Here is a 26564-nt window from a genome sequence, read left to right as displayed (position 1 = left end):
CTTCGACGTGAGTCCAACCTGGTCAGAGACGTCCCTGCGCGCTCGGATTTTCGAGAGGGGTCAGCAGTCGGTCGACGCACGGCGCGCTGCTGTCCCGGATGCGCAGCGTCGGCGTGACCAGAGTCCGAACGGGTGGAGCCTGATCCAGCGCGGAGTCGATACGACGTGTCGCCTCGGCGACCGCCAGTGTCGCGATCTGCGCGACATCTTGGTGCAGTGTGGTCATGACGAGGCCGGACTGCCACGCGAACCCGCTGTCGTCGAAGCCGATGACTGAGACTTCGTCAGGTACCTGCACTCCACGAATCTTGAAGCCGAAGATGAGACCGGCGGCGCACTCGTCATTGTGGGCGATGACTGCGGTCGGCAGGCGGGGCTCACAGGACAGCATTGATGCTGCCTGAACTCCTGACTGAAAGGTCTCTCCGCCGATGACGACTCGTGCCTGATCGGCGAGCCCCATCCCTGCCATTGCGCTCTGGTAGCCGATGACACGGTCGGCGGTTCCGAGCGCCTCCGGCGCATCGACGAAGACGATGCGGGTGTGGCCGGCTGAGCGCAGATAGCACACAGCCTGACCGACGCCCGAATACCCGTTGACGCGGATGCTGCTCACCTCACGGTGGTCAGTGCCGCTGCCGAGAAGAACGACGGGAACCTGCCCGATGGCGACGTCGATGTCATCGATCTGCGGCCGGCTGCTGACGAGGATGACCGCCTGACACCGGCTGTCGAGCAGATGCTCTGTCGCGGCTCGCGGGGGGTGATCTTGGGTGACGGCGCTGAGCAGCAGCTCATAGCCCTGGGCCAGCGCGACTCGGTAGAGATCTTCGACGACCTGCGCGTGCAGAGCCTGGCGCAGCGAGAAAACGACGCCGATTCGTCGAGTCCGGTTGCGAGCGAGCATGCTGGCGGCTTTGTCTGGGCGGTATCCCAGACTCTGTGCGACCTCTCGAACGTGTGCGCGCGTGCGATCCGCCGGGCCAGGAGCCCCTGTGAGGCACATCGACGCCAGGCCCACCGAAACGCCAGCCACTCGAGCGACCTCGGTCAGTGTGGGGCGTGGGGAGCTGTGATCACCTTGAGCGGACATGTGCACCTCCCTTCGTCGGCGTTCCTTTCTCCCCGTTCAGCGCGCGGAGCCGGACGAATATCATTTGCATATTCTACTGCCCAGTGAAGTACCGTGTTAAAACGTTTCAAGTGACGATGAAGTCAACGACCCGAGACCTCGATGTCACTGAACCCTGAACGGACGAAATGAATTGAGGGATGCTCTGTGAAAACGGTCGAAGAACAATACGACGTCGTGGTCTGCGGGGGAGGTCTCGCTGGGATCAGCGCAGCCGTCAGCGCAGCGAGACATGGTGCTGCTGTGGTGCTGGTGCACGATCGGCCCGTGCTCGGTGGCAACTCGTCGTCAGAGGTGCGCGTCACCCCTCACGGGGCAGCAGCCTTCCACGCGTATGCACGTGAGACGGGGATCATCGCAGAAACCCTCATCGAAGAGCGCGTGCGCAACCACGTGAAAATCACTGAGAACGGCTGGACGAACAGTGTGTGGGACCTCACCCTCTACGACTTCGTGATGCAGACGCCCGGGCTGACCCTGCACCTCAACACGCCGCTGGAAGATGCCGAAGTCGTCGACGGCAGCCTCGTCTCGATCACCGCGCGCACGGTCAACGCAGAACTCGTGCACCGCATCCGGGCGAAAACCTTCATCGACTGCACCGGTGACGGTACCTTGGGGGCGCTCGCAGGTGTGGAGTGGAGGCACGGCATAGAAGCGTCGTCTGAGCATGGCGAGCCGAGCGCGCCTGCCGAGGCGAGCACCGACACGATGGGCAGCTCGCTGCACTTCAAGACCGTCGACACCGGGCATCCCGTCGACTTCGTCCCACCGCCGTGGGCGGTGAAGTATCGTGATGATTCCTTCTTCCGCACGGGTGGAAGAATAGCGAAGACGCTGTCGAGCGGGTATTGGTGGATCGAGATCGGGCCGCCGTGGAACACCCTCGACGACAACGAGCAGATCAGACATGAGCTGACCAGGCAGGTGCTGGGCATCTGGGACTGGTACAAGAACCACGACCCGGAGTGGTCACCGAAGGCCAGGAACATCGCGCTCGACTGGATCGGCCAAGTGCCCGGCAAACGTGAGAGTCGGCGACTGATCGGGCAGCGGCTGCTGACCGAGCACGATCTGCTCGAAGCCCCGAGCTATGACGACGAAGTCGCATACGGGGGCTGGTACATCGATCTGCACTCCATCGGCGGGCTGTATCGCGAAGAGGCCGAGCCGCTCACCAGCGCGCGACATGCCGATCATTCGAGCTCGTATCAGGAGTCACGTTATGTGGGGCCCTTCGGAGTGCCGCTCGGGGCTCTGGTGAGCAAAGACGTCGACAACCTCATGTACGCGGGGCGCAACATCAGCGCGACCCACGCGGCGCTCGGATCGCTTCGAGTCCAAGGTACGACCGCGGTGATGGGACAGGCAGTCGGGCTGGTCGCAGCCGTCAATGCGCAGGGGAGCGCGACTCTGGGCGAGACGGTGCAGGAACAGATTGGAACGGTGCAGCAGTCGCTGCTTCGCGACGGATGCTTTCTGCCGCATGTGGCCGTCAACGACCCTGACGAGCTCGCTGCGAAAGCGCAGGTCACGGCCAGCTCCACGCTGGAGAGCGAGGGCGTGGCCCCTGAGTCGGAGTTCGAGCTCGGCGGCCTCGACTACTGGCGCGACTATCCGATCTTCCCCGAAGACGGCCGGCTCGAACGACGTCTGGCGCAGTGGATCGCGGTCGGGGGAGACCGGGGTGTCGACGAGATCAGCGTGTGTCTGACGAACGTCACAGACCACGAGGTCGAGGTCGGTGCTCACCTGTTCAGCGTGCCAGACATCTGGACCTATGCCGCGACTCCGTCGGACGCTCTGCGCGACGGCGTGCTGCGGGTGCCCGCCGGTGAACGTGTCTGGGTGCCCTGGCACGTCGACGTGACGGCCGCCGACCTCGCTGGAACCGGCTACCTGCGGCTCGATCTGGACGCTGCCACCGGCGTCGAATGGCACGTCTCGCATGCGGTGCTGCCCGGTCAGGTCGCCGGATACGAAGTCGCGCCCGGCAGACACCGTCGCTTCGGCGGCGGGGCGACTCTGAGTCACCACGTCAGCCCTGCGCAGGATGCATACCCCGCCTCGCACGTGCAGAACGGCGTGACACGACCGTATCGAGCGACGAATCAATGGCGGTCGCTGCCCCGTGGCCAGGCGGAGTGGCTGCAAATGGAATGGCCGGACGACCAGACGATCAGTCAGATCCAGCTGACCTTTCCCGGTCACCTGCTGCGCGAGTACCACGCCTGCCCGCCCGGGTATCGAGACCCACAGTGCGCACGTGACTATCGCATCCTCGTGCAGGGAAAAGACGGATGGCAGACGGTCGCCGAGCGCGCCGACAACTATCAGACCAGAGTCGTGCACGACTTCGCCCCCGTGCGCACACGGCGAGTTCGTATCGAGATCGATGCGACGAACGGTGACGCATCGGCCGGTCTCTTCGAAGTGCGCTGTTACGAGCACCCCACGTGCACGACGGCCGGGGTGCGTCGAGGAGGTGACGAGTATGACACTGGAGACTGATCTGCACGGGGTCGGAGCACCCCGCCTGCCTGAAGGGCGTCCGAGACGCAATTCGACGCGTCTGTTCGCAGTCATTCTGATCGCGCCAGCCTTGGTGCTGTTCGTCGCCGTGATCGGCTACCCGATGGTGCGGTCACTGGTCTACGGTTTCTATAAGGGCAGCCTGCTCACGGACGTATCGACGTTCGTCGGGTTTCAGAACATCGCGAATCTGCTGGGCACCCCGAGTTTCTGGGGAATGGTCTGGCATACCGGCGTCTTTGTCGTCATCTCATCGGTTGGTGCCTTTGCGCTTGCACTCTCTTTGGCCCTGGCGCTGAACAGCCGCATCCCGGGCAAAGGGATTTGGCGCACATCGTTTCTGATCCCGTGGGTGCTGCCGGGGGTCGTCGTGTCGTTCCTCTGGTCGTGGATCTTCAACACGAACTACGGATTGCTCAACGGGGTGATCGCGACTCTTGGCGGTCCGGGAGACACGAACTGGCTGAACTCACCCACCCTGGCGATGGCCGGCGTGATCATCGCGAAGATCTGGCATTCGTTTCCGTGGATGGCGGTGCTGCTCATGGCTGCCATGCAGGGGGTGCCCAGTGAGGTGCACGACGCGGCGGCCGTCGACGGAGCGAGAGGCTGGCGCAAACAATGGTATGTGGTGCTGCCGCAGATCAAGCCGGCCATGGCACTGACGCTGTTGCTTGAGACCATTTGGGGACTCCAGCATTTTGAGATCCCCTGGGTGATGACTGGCGGCGGACCGGTCGGATCGACGACGACGCTGTCCATCGGGCTGTACAAGGCCGCCTTTAACAACTACGACCTCGGGCAGGCAGGTGCGATCGGCATCGTGTGGACGCTGATCATGGGTGTGCTTGCGGCGATATACGGAATCTACTCCGTACGACAGGAGAGGGCAGCACGATGAGCGATACGACACTTGCCGACGCGCTAGATGCAGAGCAGAGCCGATCAGGCGGATACGCTCGCGAATTCGTGGATCGGAAGGCAGAACGAAGCCCCCGCAGACTGCGCCGCAGGCCTTGGGTCGGCTATGCGACTGTTGCCCTTCTTGCGGTGTTCGCATTCATCCCCGTGATCTGGATGGTCATCACCGCATTCACCTCTGAAGAGAGCATCTTCCGTGATCCGCTGGGGGCCTATCGCACGTGGACGCTGGAGAACTTCACCGCAGTGCTCACCGACCCGAACCTACTGAGATTCATCGGCAACGGGCTCTTCGTGTCGATCACGACCTCGGTGATCAGTCTCGCGGTGGGGTTCCTGGCCGGGTACTCGTTCTCGAAGTTTCGATACCGCGGGCGATCCACGGCGATGTACACCCTGCTGCTCGCCCAGATGGTGCCCGAAGTGCTGCTGCTGCTCACGCTGTACACGACCATGGCGAAGTTCGGGCTGCTGAACACGTACCCGGCCTTGATCATTTCGTACACCACGTTCACACTGCCGCTGTCGGTGCTCATGATGAAGAACGCCTTCGACGCCGTGCCAGACGAACTCATCGAAGCAGGGCGAATCGACGGCGCCAGCGAATGGCGAATCATGAACTCAGTGATCTTTCCCGTGGTCAAGACCTCGATGATCGCCGTGTGCATGTTCGCGTTCATCCGAGCCTGGAATGACTTGGTCTACGCCCTCACCCTGGTGGACACCACGAAACAGACGCTTCCTGCCGGTCTGACCTTGACCTACCTCGGAGAGTTCCAGAGCCAGTACGGGCAGATGATGGCTGCCTCTCTGATCAGCTCTCTTCCGGTGATCGCCATCTTCCTCGTCTTCCAGAAACAGTTCGTGAGCGGAGCGCTCGCGGGATCCATCAAGTGATCCGGCGCCTCGCTCGCAGCTGCCGAACGACGAGATCCACTCTCAGACCTGACCGCTGATATCTCGACTGAACAAAGGAGTTCACGATGAATAGCTCACACCTCAACCAGACGCCCGCGTCACCACTGCAGATGCCCCTCAGCCGGCGCAGCCTGCTTGGCCTGATCGGTCTCGGCGCCGCCACTGCAGGCATGATGACCCTCACCGGCTGCAGCTCAGGAGGATCCTCAGCCGCTGGCTCGGACACCGAGACCCAGTTCACCTCGTGGATCCTGGGCGACGACAAACAGGGGCCGCAGATCAAGCAGCTGCTCGACTCCTTCGGGCAGTCGAAATCGGTCACGGTCTCGACCAACACATACCCATACCAGCAGTACATGGACCAAATCGTGCTCAAGGCCCGTAACCGCGACATCACCGGTGTTGCCCATATCGACGAGGAATGGCTCTCCACGCTCGCGACGGCAGGGGTGCTGCAGTCGGTAGACGGCATCTTCGACAGCTCGAAGTACTCGTCGGCGGTCAACGACAGCGGTGTCTACAAGGGAACCCGCTACGGCATGCCATGGGCGTACTCGGCCATCGGACTGGTCGGCAACAGCGAGGTGCTGAAAGAGGCCGGCGTCGACCCGAACGCGTTGACGACGCCCGAAGGCTTTCTCGATGCACTCCGTGCCATCAAGCGTGCCGACTCATCGATCGTGCCCTATGCACCGTGCACGAACGTCAAACAGGTGAAAGACATCATCCCGTGGATGTGGGCCTTCGGATCGTCGATCGTGGATGGCGATCAGGTCACGCTCGGCGATGACGGATCGGTGAAAGCTCTCGACTTCTGGAAGCAGCTCTTGGACGAAGGGCTCATCCAGGCCGGCACGCTGCGAGAAGAGACGAGAACCCTGTTCGCTCAGGGCAAGGCTGCGATCTACGACGACGCGCCGCAGGCGATCGGTGTGATTCCCAAGCAGTCGCCAGATTCGGGCATCGCAGACAAGATGGTGCCGGTCGCACGCCCAGGTGGGGATTCGCTCTCGTGGAGTCAGCCGGTCGTCCTCTTCGACACAGGCAAGGCCAGCAGTCAATTGGCAGAGTTCCTGTCGACGGACGACGGCGCGCTGCAGACCGCCTTCGAGGTCTCGGGACAGCCTCCGGCGCTTGAGAACGCCACGCAGCAGCCGTGGATCGCACAGAGCGCGTTCTACCAGCGATGGAACCAAGAGACACTGCCTCATGCGAGAAGAAACCCGCTGTGGGCATTCCCGAGTGCCAGTGCGGCGCAGACCCGTCTCAACGAAGAGGTCGAAGCCGCGCTGTCGGGGGCCAAGAGCGCATCTGCCGCCATGGCGACGGCAAAGGACGATCTGCAGGGGCTGCTCCAGGGCTGAGCCCGGTGCACACGAACGACGAGGAGAAAACTCATGGCCACAGTCACCTTCAAATCCACCACTCGCGTCTACCCCGGGCAGGATCATCCCGCCCTCAACCATCTTGACCTCGAGATCGACGACGGCGAGTTTCTCGTGCTGGTCGGGCCGTCAGGATGTGGCAAATCCACGACGCTGCGTATGCTGGCCGGGCTCGAAGAAGTGTCAGAGGGCAAGATCCTGATTGACGGACGAGACATCACCACGCTTTCCCCACGCGACCGAGACATCGCGATGGTCTTTCAGAACTATGCGCTCTACCCGCACATGACGGTGGCCGAGAACATGGGGTTCGCACTGAAGATGGCGAAAGTGCCGAAGCAGGAGCGCGAGCGCAGAGTGCGCGAGGCCGCCCGGCTTCTCGACCTCGAGCCCTACCTCGACCGTCGGCCGAAGGCGCTTTCAGGCGGGCAGCGTCAACGAGTCGCTATGGGGCGCGCCGTCGTGCGCGAGCCGAAGGTGTTCTTGATGGATGAGCCGCTGTCGAATCTCGACGCAAAACTGCGCGTGCAGACCAGAACGCAGATCGCTCAGCTGCAGCGGCGGCTGAACGTCACGACCGTCTACGTGACACACGACCAGACCGAGGCACTGACCATGGGTGATCGCATAGCCGTGCTGAAAGACGGCGATCTGCAGCAGGTGGGCACACCGCGAGAGCTCTACGAGACGCCGGCGAACGAGTTCGTGGCCGGCTTTCTCGGTTCTCCATCCATGAATCTGTTAGAAGGCGTCGTCGATGAATCCGGGGTGCGTCTCGGCACACGACATCTCGACGTGCCATCCGAGATTCTCATCGGGGCCGGGCCGACGGTCACATTCGGTGTGCGTCCTGAGGATCTGTATCTGAGCGACACCCCGGGGGAAGGGCTGAAACTGAAGGTGGACATGGTCGAGGAATTGGGGGCTGACGGATACCTCTTCGGACACCCCATCGACCAGCCGAAGACGACGGTCGTCGCGAGGGTCGACGGGCGTGAGCACCCGATGCCCGGCGACATCGTCAGAGTCGTGCCGAAGCCCAATCGGGTGCATCTCTTCGACCGGGCGACCGGAGGCCGTCTCTACTCGACGGTGACTGCGCCTGTTCGGCTGCCCTCGTAGCCGATGCAATGGCCGATCAGAACACCGCGACGGACGGCATGCTCGAAGAGATGAGCTCGGTCATGGCTGACACCGCAATCATCACAAGCGTGACGGGGGGACCCTAGACTGGAGAGGGTGCCGCCAACCACTCCAACTCGGCAGCACCGAGCCGGTCGCAGCGGCGGCCGTACGATGAGGGGAGCACGGTGAGCAGCATCCTGAACGCGCAGACCAGGCAGCAGGCAATCGAGACCGTCAGCGACTCGACTCTGGACGTGCTCGTGATCGGGGGAGGCGTCACCGGTGCGGGCATTGCGTTGGATGCTGCGACGCGTGGGCTGAAAGTCGGCATCGTCGAGGCGGACGACTGGGCATCGGGCACGTCGAGCTGGTCGAGCAAACTGCTGCACGGCGGGCTTCGCTATCTTGAGATGCTCGACTTCGCGCTGGTGCACGAGGCGATTCTCGAACGAAATCTGCTGCTGCGTGTCATCGCTCCGCATCTGTCGGTGCCGGTGCCGTTCATCTATCCGCTGCACAAAGCGGTCACCGAGCGTGCCTACGTAGGCAGCGGCATCACCCTCTACGACAGCATGGCCTGGCTGGGCGGCACCCCTGCCGTGCCCGGCCACAGGCACCTCACGAGACGCGGTCTGCACGATCTGTTCCCCGGACTGGACGAGACCCAGCTCGCCGGTGGCATCCGCTATTTTGACGCCCGCATCGACGACGCCAGACTGGTCTCGACGCTGGTGCGCACCGCTGCGCACTTCGGGGCGCGGGCCATCAATCGGGTCCAGGTCACCGCACTGACCACTGACGAGTTCGATCGCGTGCGTGGCGCCGAAGTGCTCGATCGCGAGAGCGGCCAGACCTTCAGCGTGCGCGCGAAGAACGTGATCAACGCCACCGGCGTCTGGACCGAGCAGACCGAGGCGTTGAGCGGCACCAGCGGCGGGCTCAAAGTGCTCGCCTCGAAGGGCGTGCACATCGTCGTGCCGCGCGAACGCATTCCGGGGCACGCCGGCATCATCTCGCAGACTGAGAAGAGCGTGCTCTTCGTGATTCCGTGGAAGGACCGCTGGATCATCGGCACGACCGACACCCCGTACACCGGTGACTATGCGAGTCCGGTCGCCACCGAAGACGACATCGCCTATCTGATCGGTCATGTCAACGAGCTGCTCGTCGATCCGATCTCTCGCGAGGATGTCATTGGCACATATGCAGGTCTGCGACCGCTGCTGCAGCCAGGCACCAAAGCCGGAACCGCGTCGACCAAGGTCTCGCGCGAGCATACGGTGGCCTCGCCGGCGCCGGGACTCACCGTGATCGCGGGTGGCAAGCTGACCACCTATCGTGTGATGGCCGAAGACGCGGTGAACTTCGCGCTCGGGCCGAGCAAGGCGCGCAAGAAGCCGTCACGAACGAAGCAGACTCCACTGCTCGGCGCTCGCGGACTCGATGCGATCACTGCGAAGCGGGCCGAGATCTCGCGCATTCACGGCTGGCCCATGTGGCGGGTCAACCGGCTGATCAACCGGTACGGCACGCTGCTCTACGACGTGCTCGAGCTCATCGGTGTCGAACCCGAGCTCTCGGACGAGCTTGAGGGTGCTCCCGGGTACCTGCAGGCCGAGGTCGTCTATGCGGTGACGAACGAGGGGGCGCTGCACCTTGACGACGTGATGGAACGCCGCACCCGCCTCAGCATCGAGTACCCCGATCGTGGTGCTGCTGCGGTCGATCAGGTCTCCCGGCTGATGGCCGCACAGCTCGGCTGGAGCGAGAAGCAGCGTCTGCGCGAGGTCTCCGGTTACCTTGCAGGCACAGCCCACACCGGTATCGGTGACGGCCCCGGACAGACCGCACACGCAGGTGACGACGATCTCGCATCCGCACCTGACGTCGCCCACGATCATGCTGACGGGCCAGGCGAACGGGGATGAGTACAGGGAATCGAACCGTCGGGGGCGTTCTGGGGGCTCCCCATGTTCCGGTCGGCGTACTACACCGTCCGAGACTCACTGCCTTGATCGATCGCGGCATCGAGCAGAAGATCGGTCTGATTTTGCTCGGACCGTCCGGCTGTGGCAAGACGACCGCTCTCGCCGACTGGGCGCACCGCCAGCCGGAAGACGGCACGGTGCGGCTGTGGGTGAGCGTCGACGAGGGCAGACGCACACGCGAAGGGTTCTGGCGGCTAATCGCACAGAGCCTTGCGCACGCCGGGATCATTCCTGACCTCGATGTGCAACGCACCATTGATCACCCGAACGATTCAGTGGTGCCCGTGCCCGTGCGAATTGCGCGTGAGGTGTCGCAACGGGGCACCAAAGTCGTGCTCGTCGTCGACGGCGGTGAGCGCCTGATCGATCGGCAGATAGCGAACGACGTCATGCTGATGAGTCGTTACTGTCGTGAGCTCTGTCTCGTGATCACGGCGCACATGATCGCTCCTGAGATGGGCGGCGATCTGTACGCCTCAGGCGCGGCGATCATTCGTGCAGACGAGTTCACCCTGACCGAGGACGAATGCCGGCAGTTGCTCGAGCGAGAGGTCGGGCCTCAGGCCACGACATTGGCCCGGCATCTGCGTGAACAGACCGGTGGATGGCCGATGCCGGTCCGACTGGTGCTGGCCGAGCTGGAGCACACTCGGGCAGCGGAGTGGGACGCACTCGTCACCTCGATCACGCTCGCCTTCGTCGAATCTCGAATTCTTGACGGCATGCGCGTGCCCGGTGCCGCTGAATTCATCACGCTGACGAGCTTCGCTGAGACTTTCTCGATTGAACAGGCAGCTCAGATGGCCGAGGTCTCAGTGGCAGAGGCAGAGCGTATCGTCGACGCACTGCAACGGCATGGATTGGGCACTTGGATGCCGTGGGGCGGTTCTGCCCAAGGGCTCTTCCGATACCACGACATGCTCGTCAGCGTCGCCGAGGCGCGACAAGCCGAGATTCCGGCGGTGCGTCGCCGCCGCATCCACCGCATGGTGTCGGCATGGGCCGAACGTCGTGGCGATTGGCGCGCAGCTATTCTGCACGCTGCTCGAGGACGAGCCATGCCGAAGCTGAACGATCTGATCTCGAACCATCTGCATGCCTCGCTGATGGCCATCGACGCCGAAGTCGCCGCTTCGTTCAACGAGATTGATTTTGAGACGATTCGCTCCGAACCGCTGGTGCTCTACATGCGGGGGCTGATGCGCATGAAGTCGGCGACCCAGGCCAGACAAGGGGCAGCCGAGCTCACTGAGGCGGCACATGTCGCCATGCAGGAGATCCCGGATGCTCGAGGTCGACGCCGCACGACGCTGCTGAGCATGATCTCGGTGGCTCAGCGCGTCACCGGGCAATGGGATGATCTGCGCACGACTCTGCAGCGACTTGAGACCCAGCTTGACGAGTTCGATGCGCAGCCGGGGCTCATCTCGGCCGATGTCGAGGAGTATCAGCGGCTGCAGGCGGCATTCGGACATCTTCGGCTGGGCGAGAGCAGACATGCACGAGACCAGGCAATGCGCGCATTGCAGGTCTCAGACGCCAGCCGACCGACGCTGTCCCGCGGCAGCGCGATCGGCATCATGTCGTATCAGTGTGCCCTCGAAGGCCACCTCTACGAGGCAGAGGAACTCGCCGAACAAGGGTTCGGGCAGCAGCGACCGTACGGGTGGCAGAGCTCGCACAACGGGCTCTATCTTCGACTGGCCGGTGCGATGATCGCTCTGGAACGTGCTGACGAGAAGATGATGGACGAACATCTGGACGCCGTCAATCCACATCTGCCTCGCTCGGAGTACTGGGCCGATGCGGTTCCGCTGATCGGGTGGGGGCTGATGGTGTCCCGGGGTATTAACGCGGCGAACGCCTTCATCTTCAGACAGGTCGAAACGCACGACGGACAGGTGTCGTGGTCGACGGCGGCACAGCAGCAGCTCTATGGTCTCTGGGCCGGCGCATGTGCGACTGGCGGGCTGATACCACAAGCTGAGCAGCATCTCGCAAGAGTCGACCCGGACTTCGCTCCGGCACGTCTCGCTCGAGTGATCATCGCGTTGCAGGCGGCTCGGTACGATACGGCTGCGGCCGACGGCATCACCGTGGCGACAGATACCACTGTCGCGTTGCGCGGACGTGTGGTCGGTGCGCTCTTCGCGGCCGCCGCACTCTGGCAGAAAGGACAACGGGACGTTGCGCTGCGATATTACGATGCGGCCAGTGAGGCAGCGCTGCGTGACGGCCTGAGCCTGCCGCATCGCATGCTGCCGTCCAGCATCGCCTGCGAGATGCTGGACGACTGGCGACGTCGGCATCCCTCCCCGCTCAGCGAGACCGAGGTCGCATTGGTCGCGCTCTGGCGACGCCCGATCGGCGCGGACCCGAGAGAGCAGGTCGACCTGACGCCGCGTGAGCTCGGAGTGCTGAGACTGTTGAAACAGGGGAGCACGACGTCTGCGATGGCCGCTGACCTGCACGTCACGGTCAATACGGTGAAGACACAGCGCACATCGCTCTATCGCAAGCTTGGCGTGAAGAATCGGGATGACGCACTCAACCGCGCCTACCAACTCGGCCTGTTCGTCTCAGACTCGGCCGACCCCGTCCGAGGGGCGAGCCTGTGAGGCGCCGCTCAGAACAGAGGAGGCACGTCATGAAGACCGAACCTGTTGAAAAGCCCCGGAAGCCTAACCGATCCAGCAGTGCAGACCAGCGCTATCTTCTGGCGATCGACCAGGGCACGACGAGCACCCGCGCGATCGCCTTCGACGCGGTCGGCCACGCGCTGGCCGTCGCGCAGCGCGAGCATGATCAGGTCTTTCCCGAACCCGGCTGGGTACAGCAGGATGCCAGGCAGATCTGGCACAACACGTGCAGGGTGGTCGGCGAGGTCGTCGAGGCGATGAACGGTCGTCCTCCTGCGGCGATCGGCATCACGAATCAGCGTGAGACGACGCTGGTCTGGAACCCTGAGACAGGCGAGCCGCTGCACGATGCGATCGTGTGGCAGGACACTCGCTCGCAGCCGCTGGTCGACCGCATCATCGAACGCATCGGAGTCGACGGGCTGCGCGAGATCACCGGGCTGCCGGTGCATCCGTACTTCTCAGCGACCAAACTGCTGTGGCTCTTTCAACATGTCAGAGGGCTGCGCGAAGCCGCCGAGACAGGTCATGCACTCTTCGGCACGATGGACACTTGGGTGCTCTGGAATCTCACCGGCGGAGCGCACGGCGAGCGCACGGTGCATGCCACCGATGTGACGAACGCCTCGCGCACGCTGCTCTTCGACGCGCTCGACCTCGACTGGAGCGACGAAGCGCTTGCCGGCTTCGACGTGCCTCGGCGCATGCTGCCCAAGGTGCACCCCTCATCGCATGTCTTCGGCAGCGTCGACGCCGCCGCGGCCGGGCTGCCGGCCGCACTCGACGGGGTGCCGATCGCAGGCATCCTCGGTGACCAGCAGGCAGCGGCCTTCGGGCAGACGGCGACCCGACCGGGAGACGCCAAGAACACGTACGGCACCGGCAGCTTTCTGCTGGTCAACACAGGTGACGAACCGGTGATCGACTCGGCTGCCGGGCTGCTCACCACCATCGCCTACCAGCTCGATGGCCAGGCGCCCAGCTATGCGCTTGAGGGATCGATCGCGGTGACCGGGTCACTGGTGCAGTGGCTGCGCGACAACCTCGACTTCTTCGACGACGCCGCCGACATCGAGGCGCTCGCGAACGAGGTCGACGACAACGGCGGGGTGGTGATCGTGCCGGCGTTCAGCGGGCTGTTCGCACCGTACTGGAGGCCCGACGCGCGCGGCGTGATCGTCGGGCTGACACGCTATGTCACTAAGGCGCACATCGCGCGTGCCGCACTCGAAGCGATCGCACACCAGAGCGCCGACGTGGTCGAGGCGTCGGGGCGTGAGATTAGCGAGCTGCGCGTCGACGGAGGAGCGAGTACGAACGACCTGCTCATGCAGATGCAGGCCGATCTGCTCGGCGTGCCCGTGCAGCGGCTCACGACCTTCGAGACGACGGCGCTCGGCGCGGCATATGCCGCGGGGCTCGCGGTCGGGGTGTGGCACGATCTCGACGAGCTGCGTGAGCTCACCGAGCTCGGTCGTCGCTTCGAGCCGCAGCCTGATGAGGCGATTCGCACCCGCATGCGTGCACAATGGGCCGACGCTCTGCCGCGCAGCTACGGCCTCGCCTGATGCGCTGCCACGCAGCCCGCCGCAGCACCTGCATCGACTACAGCTTGCGCAGCAGCACTCGGTTCACCGTGTGATCGGCCGCCTTCTCGAGAATCAGGTCGGCGCGAGACCTCGTGCGTGCGATGTTCTGCCGCAGATTTGGCAGGTTCACCGTGCGCCAGATGCGGTCGGCGATCTCGGTCGCCTCGTCAGGGCTGAGCCCGGCATACTTCTTGAAATAGGCGTCGGGACTGTCGAAGGCGTTCGCCTGCAGCTTGAGAAACCGCTCGATGTACCAGCGTTCGATGTCGTTGGTGCGCGCATCGACGTAGACGCCGAAGTCGAGGTAGTCGCTCACTGCGGCCTGTGCGCTGTCGCTCGGCGTCTGCAGCACGTTCAGTCCCTCGAACACGAGCACCTGGGGGCGGCGCACGACGATCTCTTCGCCGGGCACGATGTCGTACTTCACATGTGAGTACTGCGGCGCTCGCACCTCGGGCGCGCCGCTCTTCACCTGGCTGAGAAAGCGCAGCAGCGCACGGCGGTCGTACGATTCGGGAAAGCCCTTGCGTGCGAGCAGCCCACGGCGTTCGAGCTCGGCGTTGGGCATCAGGAATCCGTCGGTGGTGACCAGATCGACGCTGTCGATCTCACTCCAACGCGACAGCAGCTCGCGCAGCAGGCGGGCCACCGTCGATTTGCCGACGGCGACCGACCCGGCGACGCCGATGACGAAGGGCGTGCCGCTGCCACGGGTGCGCAGAAAGTTCTGCAGTCGGTGATTGAGCCCCTGCCGGTTCACCACGAAGTTCTTCAGCAGCAGACTGACCGGCAGGTAGACCTCTGCGACCTCGCGCAGATCGAGCGGATCTCCCAGCCCGCGCAGTGCCCGTACCTCGCTCACCGTCAGTGGGTTCGGCACCTTAGGGGCGAGTTCTGACCACGAGTGGCGTGGAATCTGCCAGAACGGCGAGGGCCGCTCTTCAGATGCAGCGGCAGGTGAGACACGCTCTTCGACGGCCGCAGCCGTCTTGGCGTCATTGGCTGGCATGACCTCCATCATGCCTCACCTGCGAGCATTCCCGCACATCTCCGCATTCTCCGACCGCTGACTCCGCTGCGAGACGCGATCGCATCCCCATCGACACCACGGCAGGACGGGGCGGCACTGGACGTGCTCAGACGCCTCTCGGCCATGCCGTAAGATTTGCACCATGTGTGGAATCATTGGCTATGTCGGCCCCGGAAACACCCTTGACGTTCTGCTCAACGGCCTGCGCAGGTTGGAGTATCGCGGCTATGACTCAGCAGGCGTCGCGATAGTCGCCGAAGACGGCACACTCGGTGTGCGTAAACGCGCCGGCAAGCTGCAGAATCTGGTCGATTCGATCGAGGATGCTCCGCTGGAGGCCGGCAGCACCGGCATCGGCCACACGCGCTGGGCGACCCACGGCGGCCCCACAGACGTGAACGCGCATCCCCATTTGGGCGACGACGGACGCCTCGCCGTGATTCACAACGGCATCATCGAGAACTTCGCGCAGCTCAAGCAGGAGCTCGTCGACGAGGGGTACGAGTTCATCTCAGAGACCGACACCGAGGTCGCAGCTGTGCTGCTCGGCCGTGAGTACCGCCGCACGGGCGACCTGTACCAGGCGTTTCTTGCCACGGTGCAGCGTCTCGAAGGAGCCTTCACTCTGCTCGCCGTGCACCAGGATCAGCCTGGCACCGTGATCGGCGCCCGTCGCAACTCACCGCTGGTGATCGGCCGCGGTACCGGCGAGAACTTCCTCGCCTCAGACGTCGCCGCGTTCGTCGAGTTCACGACACACGCCTATGCGATCGGTCAGGATCAGATCGCGATCATCACCGCCGACTCGATCGACGTGACCGACTTCGAGGGCAACGCGGTCGAGCCCGAGCCCTTCGAGGTCGAGTGGGATGCCACGGCTGCTGAGAAGGGCGGCTGGAAGAGCTTCATGGCGAAAGAGATCTCGGAGCAGCCCGAGGCCGTCGCCAACACGCTGCTCGGCCGCATCGCCGACGGGCACGTGGTCGTCGACCAGCTCGGCGCGGTGGATGCCGACCTGCTGAGGCACATCGACCGCATCATCATCGTGGCCTGCGGCACTGCCTCGTACGCCGGCCAGACTGCGGCCTATGCGCTGCAGCAGTGGACCCGCGTGCCGGTCAGCGTCGAACTCTCGCATGAGTTCCGCTACCGCGACCCGATTCTCGACGACCGTGTGCTGGTCATCTCGATCTCGCAGTCGGGCGAGACCATGGACACCCTGATGGCCATTCGCTGGGCCAGCGAGCAGGGGGCCAAGACACTCTCGATCTGCAACACGCAGGGTGCGACGATTCCACGTGAGTCTGACGGCGTCATCTACACCTATGCCGGCCCCGAGGTCGCCGTCGCCTCGACCAAGGCGTTCGTGGCCCAGATCGCGGCACTTTATGTCTTCGGGCTGCACCTGGCTGCGGTGCGCGGCACACTTACCGGCGATGAGGTCGCTGAGATCACCGAACAGCTCGCGCAGCTGCAGCCGGCGATCGCCGAGGCGCTTGAAGCCAGCAAGGCGATTCCGAACCTGGCCCACTGGATGGCAGACACCCGTGCGGTGCTGTTCTTGGGCCGCCATGTGGACTACCCGGTTGCACTTGAAGGGGCGCTCAAGCTCAAAGAGCTCGCGTACATTCATGCCGAGGGGTTCGCCGCGGGTGAGCTCAAGCATGGGCCGATCGCGTTGGTCGAGCCCGGTTTGCCGGTGTTCGTCGTGGTGCCGAGCCCGCGCGAGTCGCCGTTGCTGCACGCCAAGGTGATCTCGAACATTCAGGAGATCCGCGCTCGCGGAGCTCGCGTGTTGGCGATCGCTGAGAAGGGCGACACTGCGGTGCTGCCCTTCGCTGATGAGGTCATCGCACTGCCACTGGTGCCCGCGCTGATGCAGCCCTTCGTCGCCGTGGTGCCGTTGCAGGTGTTCGCGATGGAGCTCGCCGAGGCAAAGGGGCTTGACGTCGACCAGCCGCGAAACCTCGCGAAGTCGGTCACGGTCGAGTAGCGGCTGCGGGCACACGCCATGATCGCAGGCATTGGCCTCGACACGGTCAACCTCGATCGGTTTGCCGAGCACCTGCAGCGCACTCCAAAGCTGCGTGAGCGTCTGTTCTCGCCTCTCGAGCTTCGTGGCGCAGACGAGTCTCGTGGTACGGACAAGCTTCGTGTTGCAGACGGCCAGGACGGCGACCGAGATCAAGAGACGACGGATGCTGGAACGGTTGAGCAGCATCCGAAGCACATGACGAGGGCCCTGCGCCCCGAGCAGCTGGCGGCTCGCTTTGCTGCGAAAGAGGCACTGATCAAAGCACTGGGCGGCGGTGTGCGAGGTTTTCGTTTCGCAGACATCTCAGTGGTGAATGATGCCCATGGTGCCCCTCGGTTCGAGCTGACGGGGGCGATCGCCTCGCATGTGCAAAGCCGGGGGCTGCACCTGCACGTGTCGCTGACGCACGACGCACCGGTGGCCCAGGCATTTGTGGTCGCTGAGACGCTGGACTGAGGCATCGGGGAGCCATTGGGTTAACCCCGCCGAGAGCCGGCCGCTGCGGGGCGAAGGATGTTGCCGCAGACGGCGAGAAAATGTCTTCACCAGTCCACGGCAGTGCGACAATAGAGTTCATGACTTCTCTGCAAGAGGTGCGCGTCGATCGCGCAGCCTACCGGCATAACCTCGAGACCATTCTGCAGCGGGTGCAGCCCGCGAAAGTGCTCGCCGTGCTCAAGGCCAACGCATACGGACACGGCGCCGTCGAGCTCGCCAAGGTCGCTGACCAGACCGACGTCTCGTATCTGGGCGTGGTCTCGCTCGAAGAGGCGCTGCGACTCCGCAAGGCAGGCATCGGCAAACCGATCATCGCCTGGCTGCATCTGCCCGGCACCGACTTCACCGATGCCGCGCGCCACGACATCACACTCGGACTTTCGACCGCCGACCAGATCGAGGCTGCGGCAGCGGCCGGTGCGCGTACCGTGCATCTCGCCATCGACACAGGCCTGGGCAGAAACGGTGCCACGCGTGCACAGTGGCCGCACTTCTTCGAGACCGCAGCCCGACTCCAGGCCGCCGGTCAGATCGACGTCGAAGGCATGATGTCGCACCTGTCGAACACCAGCGTCGACGACGACACCGACCAGCTGCGCGTGTTCGACGATGCGCTGCAGACGGCAGCCGAGTACGGCATCCACCCGCGTCTGCGGCACATCGCCGCAACCGGCGTCGCGCTTGACCGACCCGAGGCCCGCTATGACATGGTTCGCATCGGCATCGGCTCGTACGGGCTGTCGCCCGACGAGCGCACGAGTGTCGACCTTGGGCTCACGCCGGTTATGCGCGTCTCGACGCAGGTGGCGCAGATTAAACGTGTGCCCGAGGGAACTCCGGCATCGTACGGATACCTCTACCGCGCCCCGCGCGAGACCACTTTCGCCCTCGTGCCCTTCGGCTATGCCGACGGTCTGCCGCGCCAGGCGTCAGAGGGTGGCGGCGTGCTCGTCGGAGGCAAGATCTATCCCGTGGCCGGACGCATCGCGATGGATCAGTTCGTGATCGACGTGGGTGACGACGACGTGCACATCGGCGACGAAGCGGTCATTCTCGGTGACCCCGAACGCGGCGAGCCCTCGGCGACGCTCTGGGCCGAGTCTGCTGGAACGATCAACTACGAGATCGTGACCCGCATCGGCGATCGTCCGCAGCGTGTGTATGTCGACCAGGACGGTGTGGATCAGAACGACACGGCTCGTGCCAGTGCGGCCGAGGGCGATGCCGAAAGTCGTCTCGGCGCCGCAGACCGCAGTCAGGCCCACGGTGCGTGACATCATCGCGACGCTGCACGGCGTCGACGAGCAGCACATCGCAGACCTCGGTCGCCGCATCGGCTCGATCATGCAGCGCGGTGATCTGCTCGTGCTGAACGGCCCGCTCGGCGCAGGCAAAACTACCCTGACCCGTTCGCTCGGCGAAGGCCTCGGCGTGCGCGGTCCGGTGACCAGTCCCACGTTCGTGCTCGCTCGCACGCATCCCTCACAGGTCGGCGGCGCGCCACTCGTGCACGTCGACGCCTACCGTCTCACCAGCGGCATCGAGCTGGACGATCTCGACCTCGATCTCGAAGGCTCGGCCACCGTCATCGAATGGGGGCGAGACTGGGTCGGACAGCTCGCCGACAGCTGGGTGTCGATCGACTTGATCCCTGAAGAGGACGCACCCGACGACCCCACAGCCGCACCCGGCGACGACGGCGAGGAAGCATCCGCCGAAGCGTCGAACGACGCCGACGATCTCTTTGCCGCACCGCAGACCCGCACCGTGATCATCGCAGCGCATGGGCCTCGCCGTGCACACGACCTCGCCGCACGGGTAGAATCGAAGGCCGTATGATCATCCTCGCCCTCGACACCTCTGCCGGCACCAGCATCGCGCTGCTGCGCGACGGCACCCCGATCGCTGTGCGCGACGACCAGAACACCCGCGGGCACGCCGAGGCCGTGGGTGCGCTCGTCACTGAGGCTCTCGACGAGGCAGACGTCGCCGCAGAAGAGATCGACCTCGTGGTAGTGGGCGTCGGCCCAGGCCCCTTCACCGGTCTGCGCGTCGGCATCGCCGCTGGCGTCGGGTTCGCCGCAGGCGTCGGCTGCCCGGTCGTCGGCGTGGCCAGTCATGACGCCGTCGCCGTCGACGCGCTCGCTCCAGCTGAGCCCTGCCCCATCTCGGTGGCCACCGACGCGCGTCGGCATGAGGTCTTCGTGACCGAGTACGACTGCCTTGACCAGCACGGCATTCCGCATGAGACTCGTGCCGCCCGAACAGAGCCCAACACCTGGCCAGAGACCTGCGAACAGGTCGTCATGTCGCCGAACGTGTCGGCTGCAGGCCTCGGTCGTATCGCCTGGCTGCGGCACGAGGCCGGCCTCGACCAGCGCGGCACCGACCCCATCTACGTGCGCCAGCCTGACGTGGGCCGCGCGAAGCCCAAGCAGGTGCTCTGACCGTGGTCGAGGCGGCACGGGCCGAGGCCTTCCTGCCCGCAGCGTCTCAGAACGGCGTGACGCTGCGCGAGGCGATGACGGCCGATCTCACCTCGATCAGCCGCATCGAGCAGGCGAGCTTTCCCGACGACCCGTGGACTCCGACGATGCTCGCCGAGACAGTCGCGAGCCCGGACAGCCCCGTGTGGGTAGCCGAGAGGCGTGCGGAGCCGCACGAGGCCGAGATGCTCGGGTTCGCAGCGGTGCTCGCGGCTCGCGGGGCATCAGACGCCGACGTGCTCACCATCGCGGTGGATGCCGCAGCACGCGGGCTGGGAATCGGCCGCCGCCTGCTGACCGCCCTCGCCACCACGGCCAAAGCCAGGGGAGCGCACCAGCTCTTTCTCGAGGTCCGCGCTGGCAACTCCGTCGCTCGCGGACTCTACGAGAGCGAGGGCTTCGGCGTGATCGGTACGCGTCCGCGCTACTACCAGCCTGATGGTGAGGATGCGACCGTGATGCGGCTCGACCTGCACCGTTGGGCCGCCGCGCGGGGTCTGAGCTCAGCAGGCGCGCACGCAGCAGGACCGACTGCCGCACAGCCCACAGATCGCGACGAGGCAGTGAACCAGACCGTCAGCAGACTTGGAGTCTCGAATGACTGAACCCATACTCTCTGCAGCTTCTGCGGGGGCAGCTGTCCCTCCTGCGAAACCCGCAGCAGACGCTCCCATCGTGCTGGGCATCGAGAGCTCATGCGACGAGACCGGCGTGGGAATCGTGCAGGGCACGACCCTGCTGGCCAACACCGTCGCCTCGTCGATGGAGGAGCACGCACGCTTCGGCGGCGTGGTGCCCGAGGTCGCAGCTCGCGCGCACGTGCAGGCCTTCGGCCCGACGCTGCGTCAGGCGCTCAAGACCGCAGGCATCACCATGAACGACGTCGATGCGATCGCCGTCACAAGCGGCCCGGGGCTCGCCGGCGCTCTCATGGTCGGCGTCTCGGCGGCCAAAGGCCTCGCGCTCGGCAGCGGCAAACCGCTCTACGCGGTGAACCACCTCGTCGGCCATGTCGGTGCCGAGATTCTCGACAGCGGTCACCTCGAGACTCCGACGATCGCCCTGCTCGTCTCGGGCGGGCACACTTCGCTGCTGCTTGTGCGTGATCTGGTCGACGACGTCGAGCTGCTCGGTGAGACCATCGATGACGCGGCTGGTGAGGCTTTCGACAAGACCGCACGTCTGCTCGGGCTCGGCTACCCAGGAGGCCCGCGCATCCAGCGAGCGGCCGAGGCGGGCGACCCGAAGGCCATTCGTTTTCCTCGCGGCCTGAGCACGGCGAAAGACCTGCGCCGGCATCCGTACGATTTCTCGTTCTCGGGGCTGAAGACCGCCGTGGCCCGCTGGGTCTCGCAGGCGGAGGCGCAGCAGGTGGGCGGCGAACTCGACGATGCCGCGCGCGCGGCGGCCGAGACCGGACTGCCGGTCGCCGACATCGCGGCGAGCTTTCAGGAGGCCGTCGTCGACGTGCTGGTCACCAAGGCGCTGAAGGCCTGCGCCGACCACGGCGTGCCGCGACTGCTGCTGGGCGGCGGCGTGGTCGCGAACGCCCGTCTGCGTCAGGTCGCGACCGAGCGTGCGGCGGATGCCGGCGTGAGCCTGCGTATTCCGGCACTGTCGCTCTGCACCGACAACGGCGCGATGATCGCCTCGCTCGGCGCGCAGCTGGTGATGGCGGGCAAACCGCCGACCGGGCTTGACTTCGGGGCCGACTCGACGCTGCCGGTTACCGACGCCTACGTTGCACCGCGAGGCTAGGCTGGCGCCGTCATCACTTGGCACAGATCAGCACCCGCGGCTGAGGTGCGCCGCTCAGAATCGCAGCGCGCATAGACTGACCCAGAGAACCGACGAGGCATCGGCCTCGAAAGGATGCACATGAGCGAGAACACCCCGAACAGCTCACCTCGAGACGACGCTGCGGCTACATCGGGCGTGCCTGACGATCAGACGTTGTCGCGCCCGCGCCCGGCGCCGCAGTACGGGCAGTACGCGCCCGGCTACGACGCCGATACACAGCCCGCAGGCAATGATCAGCAGGGGTGGCAGCAGGATCCGCGGCAGCAGCCCGTCGGGCAGCCGCAGTACGGACAATACGGGCAGCCTGGTCAGAGCCAGCCGGGGCAGCAGAACCCGTACGGGCAGCCGGGGCAGTACGGGCAGCAGAACCCGTATGGCACGCCGGTGCCCGCCCAGCGCTTCTCGCCCCAAGGCAGCTCGGTGCTGCCGAATGCGAAGACCAACGTGCTCTCGATCATCAGCCTGATCTGCGGCGTGCTCTCTGTCGTCACGTTCTTTCAACTGATCGGTCTGCCGGGCATCGTCGCGATCATCACCGGGCATATCGGTCTGAGCCAGATCAAGCGACGCGGCGAACAAGGCCGCGGCATGGGGCTCGCGGGCCTCATTATGGGCTACATCACCGTCGCTGTGGGTCTGCTGTTTCTGATTCTGGGCATCATCCTGGTGATCATGCTGATGAACGACCCCTCGTCGCTGAACGGCGTCGTGCCGCCGGATCAGCTCAATCAGCTGCGAGACGAGCTCGACAATCTGAATGTGTGATGCCGCCCGCAGATTCGGGATCGCCGTGTGTTCACGGAACGTTCACTGCGCGGCTGAACAGCGCTCACTCGGCTGACTTATGCTCTCGGAGCCGGTGCGTGTGTGACGCGCGGCAGAGAGAGCGCAATGACGATCCGCCCACCGGCCGCACCATCGCATCCCCATACAGACATCATCGCCCAGCCGACCCACGCGACATGCGCTCGCCGGCCGAGCCGGGCAGTACGCTCTGCGGCCGGGCGTCTGCTCGCCACGCTGGCCGCGGCGGCTCTCATCTCTGGCGGCACTGCTGCCGGTGCGATCGGCACGACCAAGGCCGCGGCGGCTGAGCCTGCGGCAGACATGCAGAGCGGGCACATCGTCTCGTCGGCGCCGGATCGCACCGGCTACCTCGCCGCGAAGCCGGGCGATTTGGTCGACGTGCGCATCGGCGATGTGCATCCGACGCAGCCGTCGCTGGGCTACGACGAGGTGTACTACAAGCTCGGTCGTTACACGCAAGGCAAAGACAAGACGAACAAGAAGTTCGACGACTGGTGCGAAGCCAATGGCCAGCTTGAGGCGAAAGACACGCCGAAGGGCGCTCGCCTCGACGACCCGTCGAGCTTCACCTGTGAGATCGCACTGGGTGCAGAGACAGAAGACAGCACCGCAGCCATGAAGACCGTCGTGATCGGCCCCGGTGGCAGTCTGTACCTCACAGACGGCCATCACACGCTCACCTCGTTCTCAGAGCTGACGGCTGACGGCGGCATGAACATTCACGTCCGGCTCAAAGTGCTCGGCAACCTCAGCGACAAGACGCCCGCTGAGTTCTGGAACGCCATGAAGGCCAACAAATGGACGTGGCTGCAGGATGCGAACGGCAGGTCGATCGAGCCGAAGATGCTGCCGACCGCGGTGGGGCTGCGCAGCTTCGAGAACGATGAGTATCGCAGTCTGCTCTATTTCGGCCGCGACATCGGCTACACGGCGGGCACGATTCCGTTCCAGGAGTTCTACTGGGGACAATGGCTGCGTGAGGGCCAGTTCGGCGTGCGCGGCGAGACGGGCAGTCTCGCCGGGTGGGATGCAGACGCCGACACCGCGCTGGCGACCGTCAAAGCGATGACCGAACGACAGGTCGCGCTGAAGAGCTCGGCTCCTGTGGCGTCGGGCTTCACGGCCAAGGAGCTGGGCAGACTCAAAGAATGGGACGACGGCAAGACCGGGTCGAAGAGCGAATTCGGAAAGCTCAGCAAGCCGTTCGATGATGCGAAGCCCGGCAAGATCGCCTACATGCTGCAGCATCGTGCCGCGCTGCGCGCGCAGGGCATTGATCCTGATCAGGCCACGACGCTCGTCGACCAGACCAAGGTAACCGGCAAGCTGACGATCGCGGCGACGCCCAACGGCGCGGCTGCCGGTGCAGCTGGGCATGTGGCGGGTGCGGCGGGTGCGGCTGGGCCGACGACGTCGCAGACGGATGCCGTTGCCGACTTCGCGCCCGGCGCTGCGGTGACGATCACCGGCACCGGGCTCGTCACGAATTCGCCGCTGGGGCTCGAGGTGCACTCCGACCCGACCGTGCTCGGCACGGTGGTCACCGACGATGCGGGCCGTTTCACCGCGCAGGCCACCCTGCCGCAGGGGCTCGCCGCTGGGGAGCATGAGCTGCAGGCGTGGCTGCGCGGCCTCGACTCCACGGCTGCAGACAGCGGTCTGGTCGGCAGCGCGAAGCTCACCGTCTCGGGTCAGAAACCTGACGAGGGTGCCGACGCCGGTACGCTCCTGCCAGATGGTCAAGACCCGGCGCCAGATGGTCAAGACCCGGCGAAGACGCCGGCAGCAGGCGCTGACCTGTTGCAGAACCAGCAGCAGGCGCAGACTCAGCAGCAGCCGCAGAACCAGAAGCAGACACAGACGACGACCGACGGCCAGGGCAGGCTCGCATCGACCGGAGCATCCGCTGCACTCGTGCAGCCGCTCGCGGTCTTCGGCTCGCTGGCTCTGCTTGCCGGAGCAGTCGTGCTCTTCTCTGCTCGTACGCTCAGGCGCGGCGAGCGATGATCGCGCGGTGACGGCCGGCCACTCGTGTGACGAACACGATGGCCTCGCCGGTCGTCCGGCCTGATCGACCGGTCGGCCCCGCCGAGGTAGTCGTCGTGCCTGGCTCGTCTGCAGCGTCAGAACCAGCAGGTCTACCTGCTGGGCCTCTGTCGACCTGTTCGTCTGCGGTCATGATCGTGGCGCTGGCGGCACTCTTGCCCAGTGCCTTGCCAAGCTGTCTGTTCCACTGTTTGGCCAGCGCTGCGGGGTCGATATCGGCACCGCGCTTCTTCACGGTCACCCGGGGAACTCCCAGCTCGACGAGTCGGGCCTTCACCTTGCGCTCGTCGAACGGCAGGTCGTCAAGCACCTCGAACCCGCGCATGAACGGACTCTCGACGAGCTCTGAGCCGGTCAGATAGGCGATCGTCTCGTCGATCGTCGAGAGGTCGTGCTGCTGAGCGAGGGTGCCCAATGCGCGCGCTCGGATGACCGCTCCGTCGGGCTCGTAGAGCCAGCGCTGCAGTGACCCCACCTGTGGGTCGCTGCCGTCGCTCACGATGCGGTGCCAGCCGGTGTCATCGTGCAGCAGCGCGCTGCGCGCTCCGGGCTGCTCGGTCAGGGCGCCGAACCAGAGCGACACCTCGACGACATTGCCGTTGTCAGAGACCCACTCGGCCTCGGCGTCGTCTGGGATCAGCTCGTGCGGCAGACCCGGCCCGAGTTTGACTCCGGTCGGCCACCGGTGTGCGACCTCGAACACCCAGTCGAGACTGGGGGAGAACTGCTCGGGGTTCCACGTGCGGTGCGATCCGCGCCCGCGCCCTGGGGCACGGTTGTGTGCGTGTTCGTGCGACGTACTGCCAGAGGTCTCTGCGACGCGCCGAGCCGGGTCGAGAAACACTGCGCCAGTGCACTGACCTTCTGTGCGGCTGCGTGCATCAATGCTGTGTGCATTGTTGCTGCCCGAATCGCGTCTCCTGTCAGTGTCGCCGTCTGTCTCGCTGCTGCGCGCATTGCTGTCATCTGCTGCGCGGGCGCTGTCAGAGCGCCTCTCTGCGCTGCCGTCGCGACCGTCTGTCGAAGTCTCATCGACTGAGTGGTCGTCACTGAGGCCGCCGAGCTCTCGTGCGAGATCGACGTCTTCGGCCCGCGCCTGTCGCACCCGCACGTTCGGCCAAGGCGCGAGATTGAAGCCCGCGAAGGCGGCGGTGACCGGGTCGGCGTCGACGGCCAGAACATCCACATCGGCGGCGGCGAAGGCAAGCGAATCAGCGCCGATGCCGCACCCCAGGTCAGCCACTCGGCGGATGCCGGCTCGCGTCAGCCGAGAGGCATGCGCTGCTGCGACCGGCAGTCGCGTAGCCTGCTGCACGCCGTCTTCGGTGAGCAGCATGCGGTCGCTGAACTCGCCGAACTTGACCCGAGCCCGGCGGCGCAGCTTCGCCTGGGTGAGCGCGGCGGCGATCAGCGCCGGGGCGATGCCTTCTTTATGCAGGCGGGTCGAGATGCGCAGCATGTCTTCGGGCGACTCGAGCGGTGGGAGGCTGTCGAGCAGCGCGAGCGCTTCTGGCGTGAGCAGGGTACGGGCGTCTTCGGGAGTCACGCTGCAATTGTGGCACGAGCCGCTGACACGGGTTCATGTGACGATGATTAGCACTCGGGTTGCACGAGTGCTAACACGTGGCTACAG

Annotated in this window: 20 protein-coding genes; 17 read left to right on the top strand and 3 right to left on the bottom strand. The window is 65.1% G+C overall.

Annotated elements, in window-relative coordinates:
* Positions 1-22: 22 nt before the first annotated feature.
* Positions 23-1093 (bottom strand): LacI family DNA-binding transcriptional regulator, encoded by a 1071-nt coding sequence (locus F8O09_RS04410; protein WP_158054061.1) that lies wholly within the window; start codon positions 1091-1093, stop codon positions 23-25.
* A gap of 186 nt (positions 1094-1279) precedes the next feature.
* Here F8O09_RS04410 and F8O09_RS04405 point away from each other — a divergent pair, with 186 nt between their 5' ends.
* The 8 genes from F8O09_RS04405 (at position 1280) to glpK (ending at position 14208) form a co-directional block, all read left to right on the top strand.
* The gene (locus F8O09_RS04405; RefSeq protein WP_158054060.1) at positions 1280-3643 is read left to right on the top strand and encodes an FAD-dependent oxidoreductase; all 2364 of its coding nucleotides are present in this window, start codon (positions 1280-1282) and stop codon (positions 3641-3643) included.
* A gap of 94 nt (positions 3644-3737) precedes the next feature.
* Positions 3738-4565: a carbohydrate ABC transporter permease gene (locus tag F8O09_RS04400; protein WP_225732919.1), complete on the top strand. Its 828-nt coding sequence runs from the start codon at positions 3738-3740 to the stop codon at positions 4563-4565.
* Between the two features lie 149 nt (positions 4566-4714).
* Positions 4715-5482 carry a carbohydrate ABC transporter permease gene (locus F8O09_RS04395; protein ID WP_225732867.1) on the top strand — a complete coding sequence of 256 codons (768 nt, stop codon included), beginning with the start codon at positions 4715-4717 and terminating at the stop codon, positions 5480-5482.
* Positions 5483-5568: 86 nt separating this feature from the next.
* Positions 5569-6867 (top strand): ABC transporter substrate-binding protein, encoded by a 1299-nt coding sequence (locus F8O09_RS04390; RefSeq protein WP_158054058.1) that lies wholly within the window; start codon positions 5569-5571, stop codon positions 6865-6867.
* Between the two features lie 33 nt (positions 6868-6900).
* The gene (locus tag F8O09_RS04385; protein WP_158054057.1) at positions 6901-8010 is read left to right on the top strand and encodes an ABC transporter ATP-binding protein; all 1110 of its coding nucleotides are present in this window, start codon (positions 6901-6903) and stop codon (positions 8008-8010) included.
* A gap of 188 nt (positions 8011-8198) precedes the next feature.
* Positions 8199-9941: a glycerol-3-phosphate dehydrogenase/oxidase gene (locus F8O09_RS04380; RefSeq protein ID WP_225732866.1), complete on the top strand. Its 1743-nt coding sequence runs from the start codon at positions 8199-8201 to the stop codon at positions 9939-9941.
* Between the two features lie 83 nt (positions 9942-10024).
* Positions 10025-12619 carry a helix-turn-helix transcriptional regulator gene (locus F8O09_RS04375; RefSeq protein ID WP_192497552.1) on the top strand — a complete coding sequence of 865 codons (2595 nt, stop codon included), beginning with the start codon at positions 10025-10027 and terminating at the stop codon, positions 12617-12619.
* Between the two features lie 29 nt (positions 12620-12648).
* The gene (gene glpK, locus F8O09_RS04370; RefSeq protein WP_158054055.1) at positions 12649-14208 is read left to right on the top strand and encodes a glycerol kinase GlpK; all 1560 of its coding nucleotides are present in this window, start codon (positions 12649-12651) and stop codon (positions 14206-14208) included.
* A gap of 37 nt (positions 14209-14245) precedes the next feature.
* On the opposite strand, the gene coaA is transcribed toward glpK, so the two are convergent.
* Positions 14246-15238, bottom strand: coding sequence for a type I pantothenate kinase (gene coaA / locus F8O09_RS04365; RefSeq protein ID WP_158054054.1), 993 nt, complete (start codon positions 15236-15238; stop codon positions 14246-14248).
* A gap of 163 nt (positions 15239-15401) precedes the next feature.
* On the opposite strand from coaA, the gene glmS reads away from it, so the two are divergent.
* The 9 genes from glmS to F8O09_RS04320 all read left to right on the top strand — a co-directional run bounded on the left by glmS (position 15402) and on the right by F8O09_RS04320 (position 24892).
* Positions 15402-17252, top strand: a complete 1851-nt coding sequence (gene glmS / locus F8O09_RS04360; RefSeq protein ID WP_158054053.1) for a glutamine--fructose-6-phosphate transaminase (isomerizing) — start codon at positions 15402-15404, stop codon at positions 17250-17252.
* Between the two features lie 18 nt (positions 17253-17270).
* The gene (locus F8O09_RS04355; protein ID WP_158054052.1) at positions 17271-17750 is read left to right on the top strand and encodes a holo-ACP synthase; all 480 of its coding nucleotides are present in this window, start codon (positions 17271-17273) and stop codon (positions 17748-17750) included.
* A 119-nt stretch (positions 17751-17869) separates the two neighbouring features.
* A complete protein-coding gene (gene alr, locus F8O09_RS04350) occupies positions 17870-19066 on the top strand; it encodes an alanine racemase (RefSeq protein ID WP_158054051.1) in 1197 nt (398 codons plus the stop codon).
* Positions 19059-19631 (top strand): tRNA (adenosine(37)-N6)-threonylcarbamoyltransferase complex ATPase subunit type 1 TsaE, encoded by a 573-nt coding sequence (gene tsaE / locus F8O09_RS04345; RefSeq protein WP_225732865.1) that lies wholly within the window; start codon positions 19059-19061, stop codon positions 19629-19631. Before alr ends, tsaE begins: the two co-directional genes overlap by 8 nt.
* Complete coding sequence (gene tsaB / locus F8O09_RS04340) at positions 19628-20239, top strand: tRNA (adenosine(37)-N6)-threonylcarbamoyltransferase complex dimerization subunit type 1 TsaB (RefSeq protein WP_158054049.1); 612 nt, start codon at positions 19628-19630, stop codon at positions 20237-20239. Before tsaE ends, tsaB begins: the two co-directional genes overlap by 4 nt.
* A gap of 2 nt (positions 20240-20241) precedes the next feature.
* A complete protein-coding gene (rimI, locus tag F8O09_RS04335) occupies positions 20242-20883 on the top strand; it encodes a ribosomal protein S18-alanine N-acetyltransferase (protein ID WP_225732864.1) in 642 nt (213 codons plus the stop codon).
* On the top strand, positions 20876-22036 hold the full coding sequence (tsaD, locus tag F8O09_RS04330) for a tRNA (adenosine(37)-N6)-threonylcarbamoyltransferase complex transferase subunit TsaD (RefSeq protein ID WP_158054048.1): 1161 nt from the start codon (positions 20876-20878) through the stop codon (positions 22034-22036). Before rimI ends, tsaD begins: the two co-directional genes overlap by 8 nt.
* Before the next feature lie 120 nt (positions 22037-22156).
* Complete coding sequence (locus F8O09_RS04325; RefSeq protein WP_192497551.1) at positions 22157-22843, top strand: DUF4190 domain-containing protein; 687 nt, start codon at positions 22157-22159, stop codon at positions 22841-22843.
* 126 nt (positions 22844-22969) lie between these two features.
* Positions 22970-24892, top strand: a complete 1923-nt coding sequence (locus F8O09_RS04320; RefSeq protein WP_158054046.1) for a ParB/Srx family N-terminal domain-containing protein — start codon at positions 22970-22972, stop codon at positions 24890-24892.
* Here F8O09_RS04320 and F8O09_RS04315 read toward each other — a convergent pair.
* Positions 24873-26477 carry a class I SAM-dependent methyltransferase gene (locus tag F8O09_RS04315; protein ID WP_158054045.1) on the bottom strand — a complete coding sequence of 535 codons (1605 nt, stop codon included), beginning with the start codon at positions 26475-26477 and terminating at the stop codon, positions 24873-24875. The genes F8O09_RS04320 and F8O09_RS04315 overlap by 20 nt on opposite strands.
* Between the last annotated feature and the right edge of the window lie 87 nt (positions 26478-26564).

Origin of the sequence: Pseudoclavibacter sp. CFCC 11306, assembly GCF_008831235.1 — a bacterium.
Lineage (GTDB): Bacteria > Actinomycetota > Actinomycetes > Actinomycetales > Microbacteriaceae > Pseudoclavibacter_A.
Note: the sequence above shows the minus strand (reverse complement) of the source record. Positions and strands in the feature narration are given on the sequence as shown.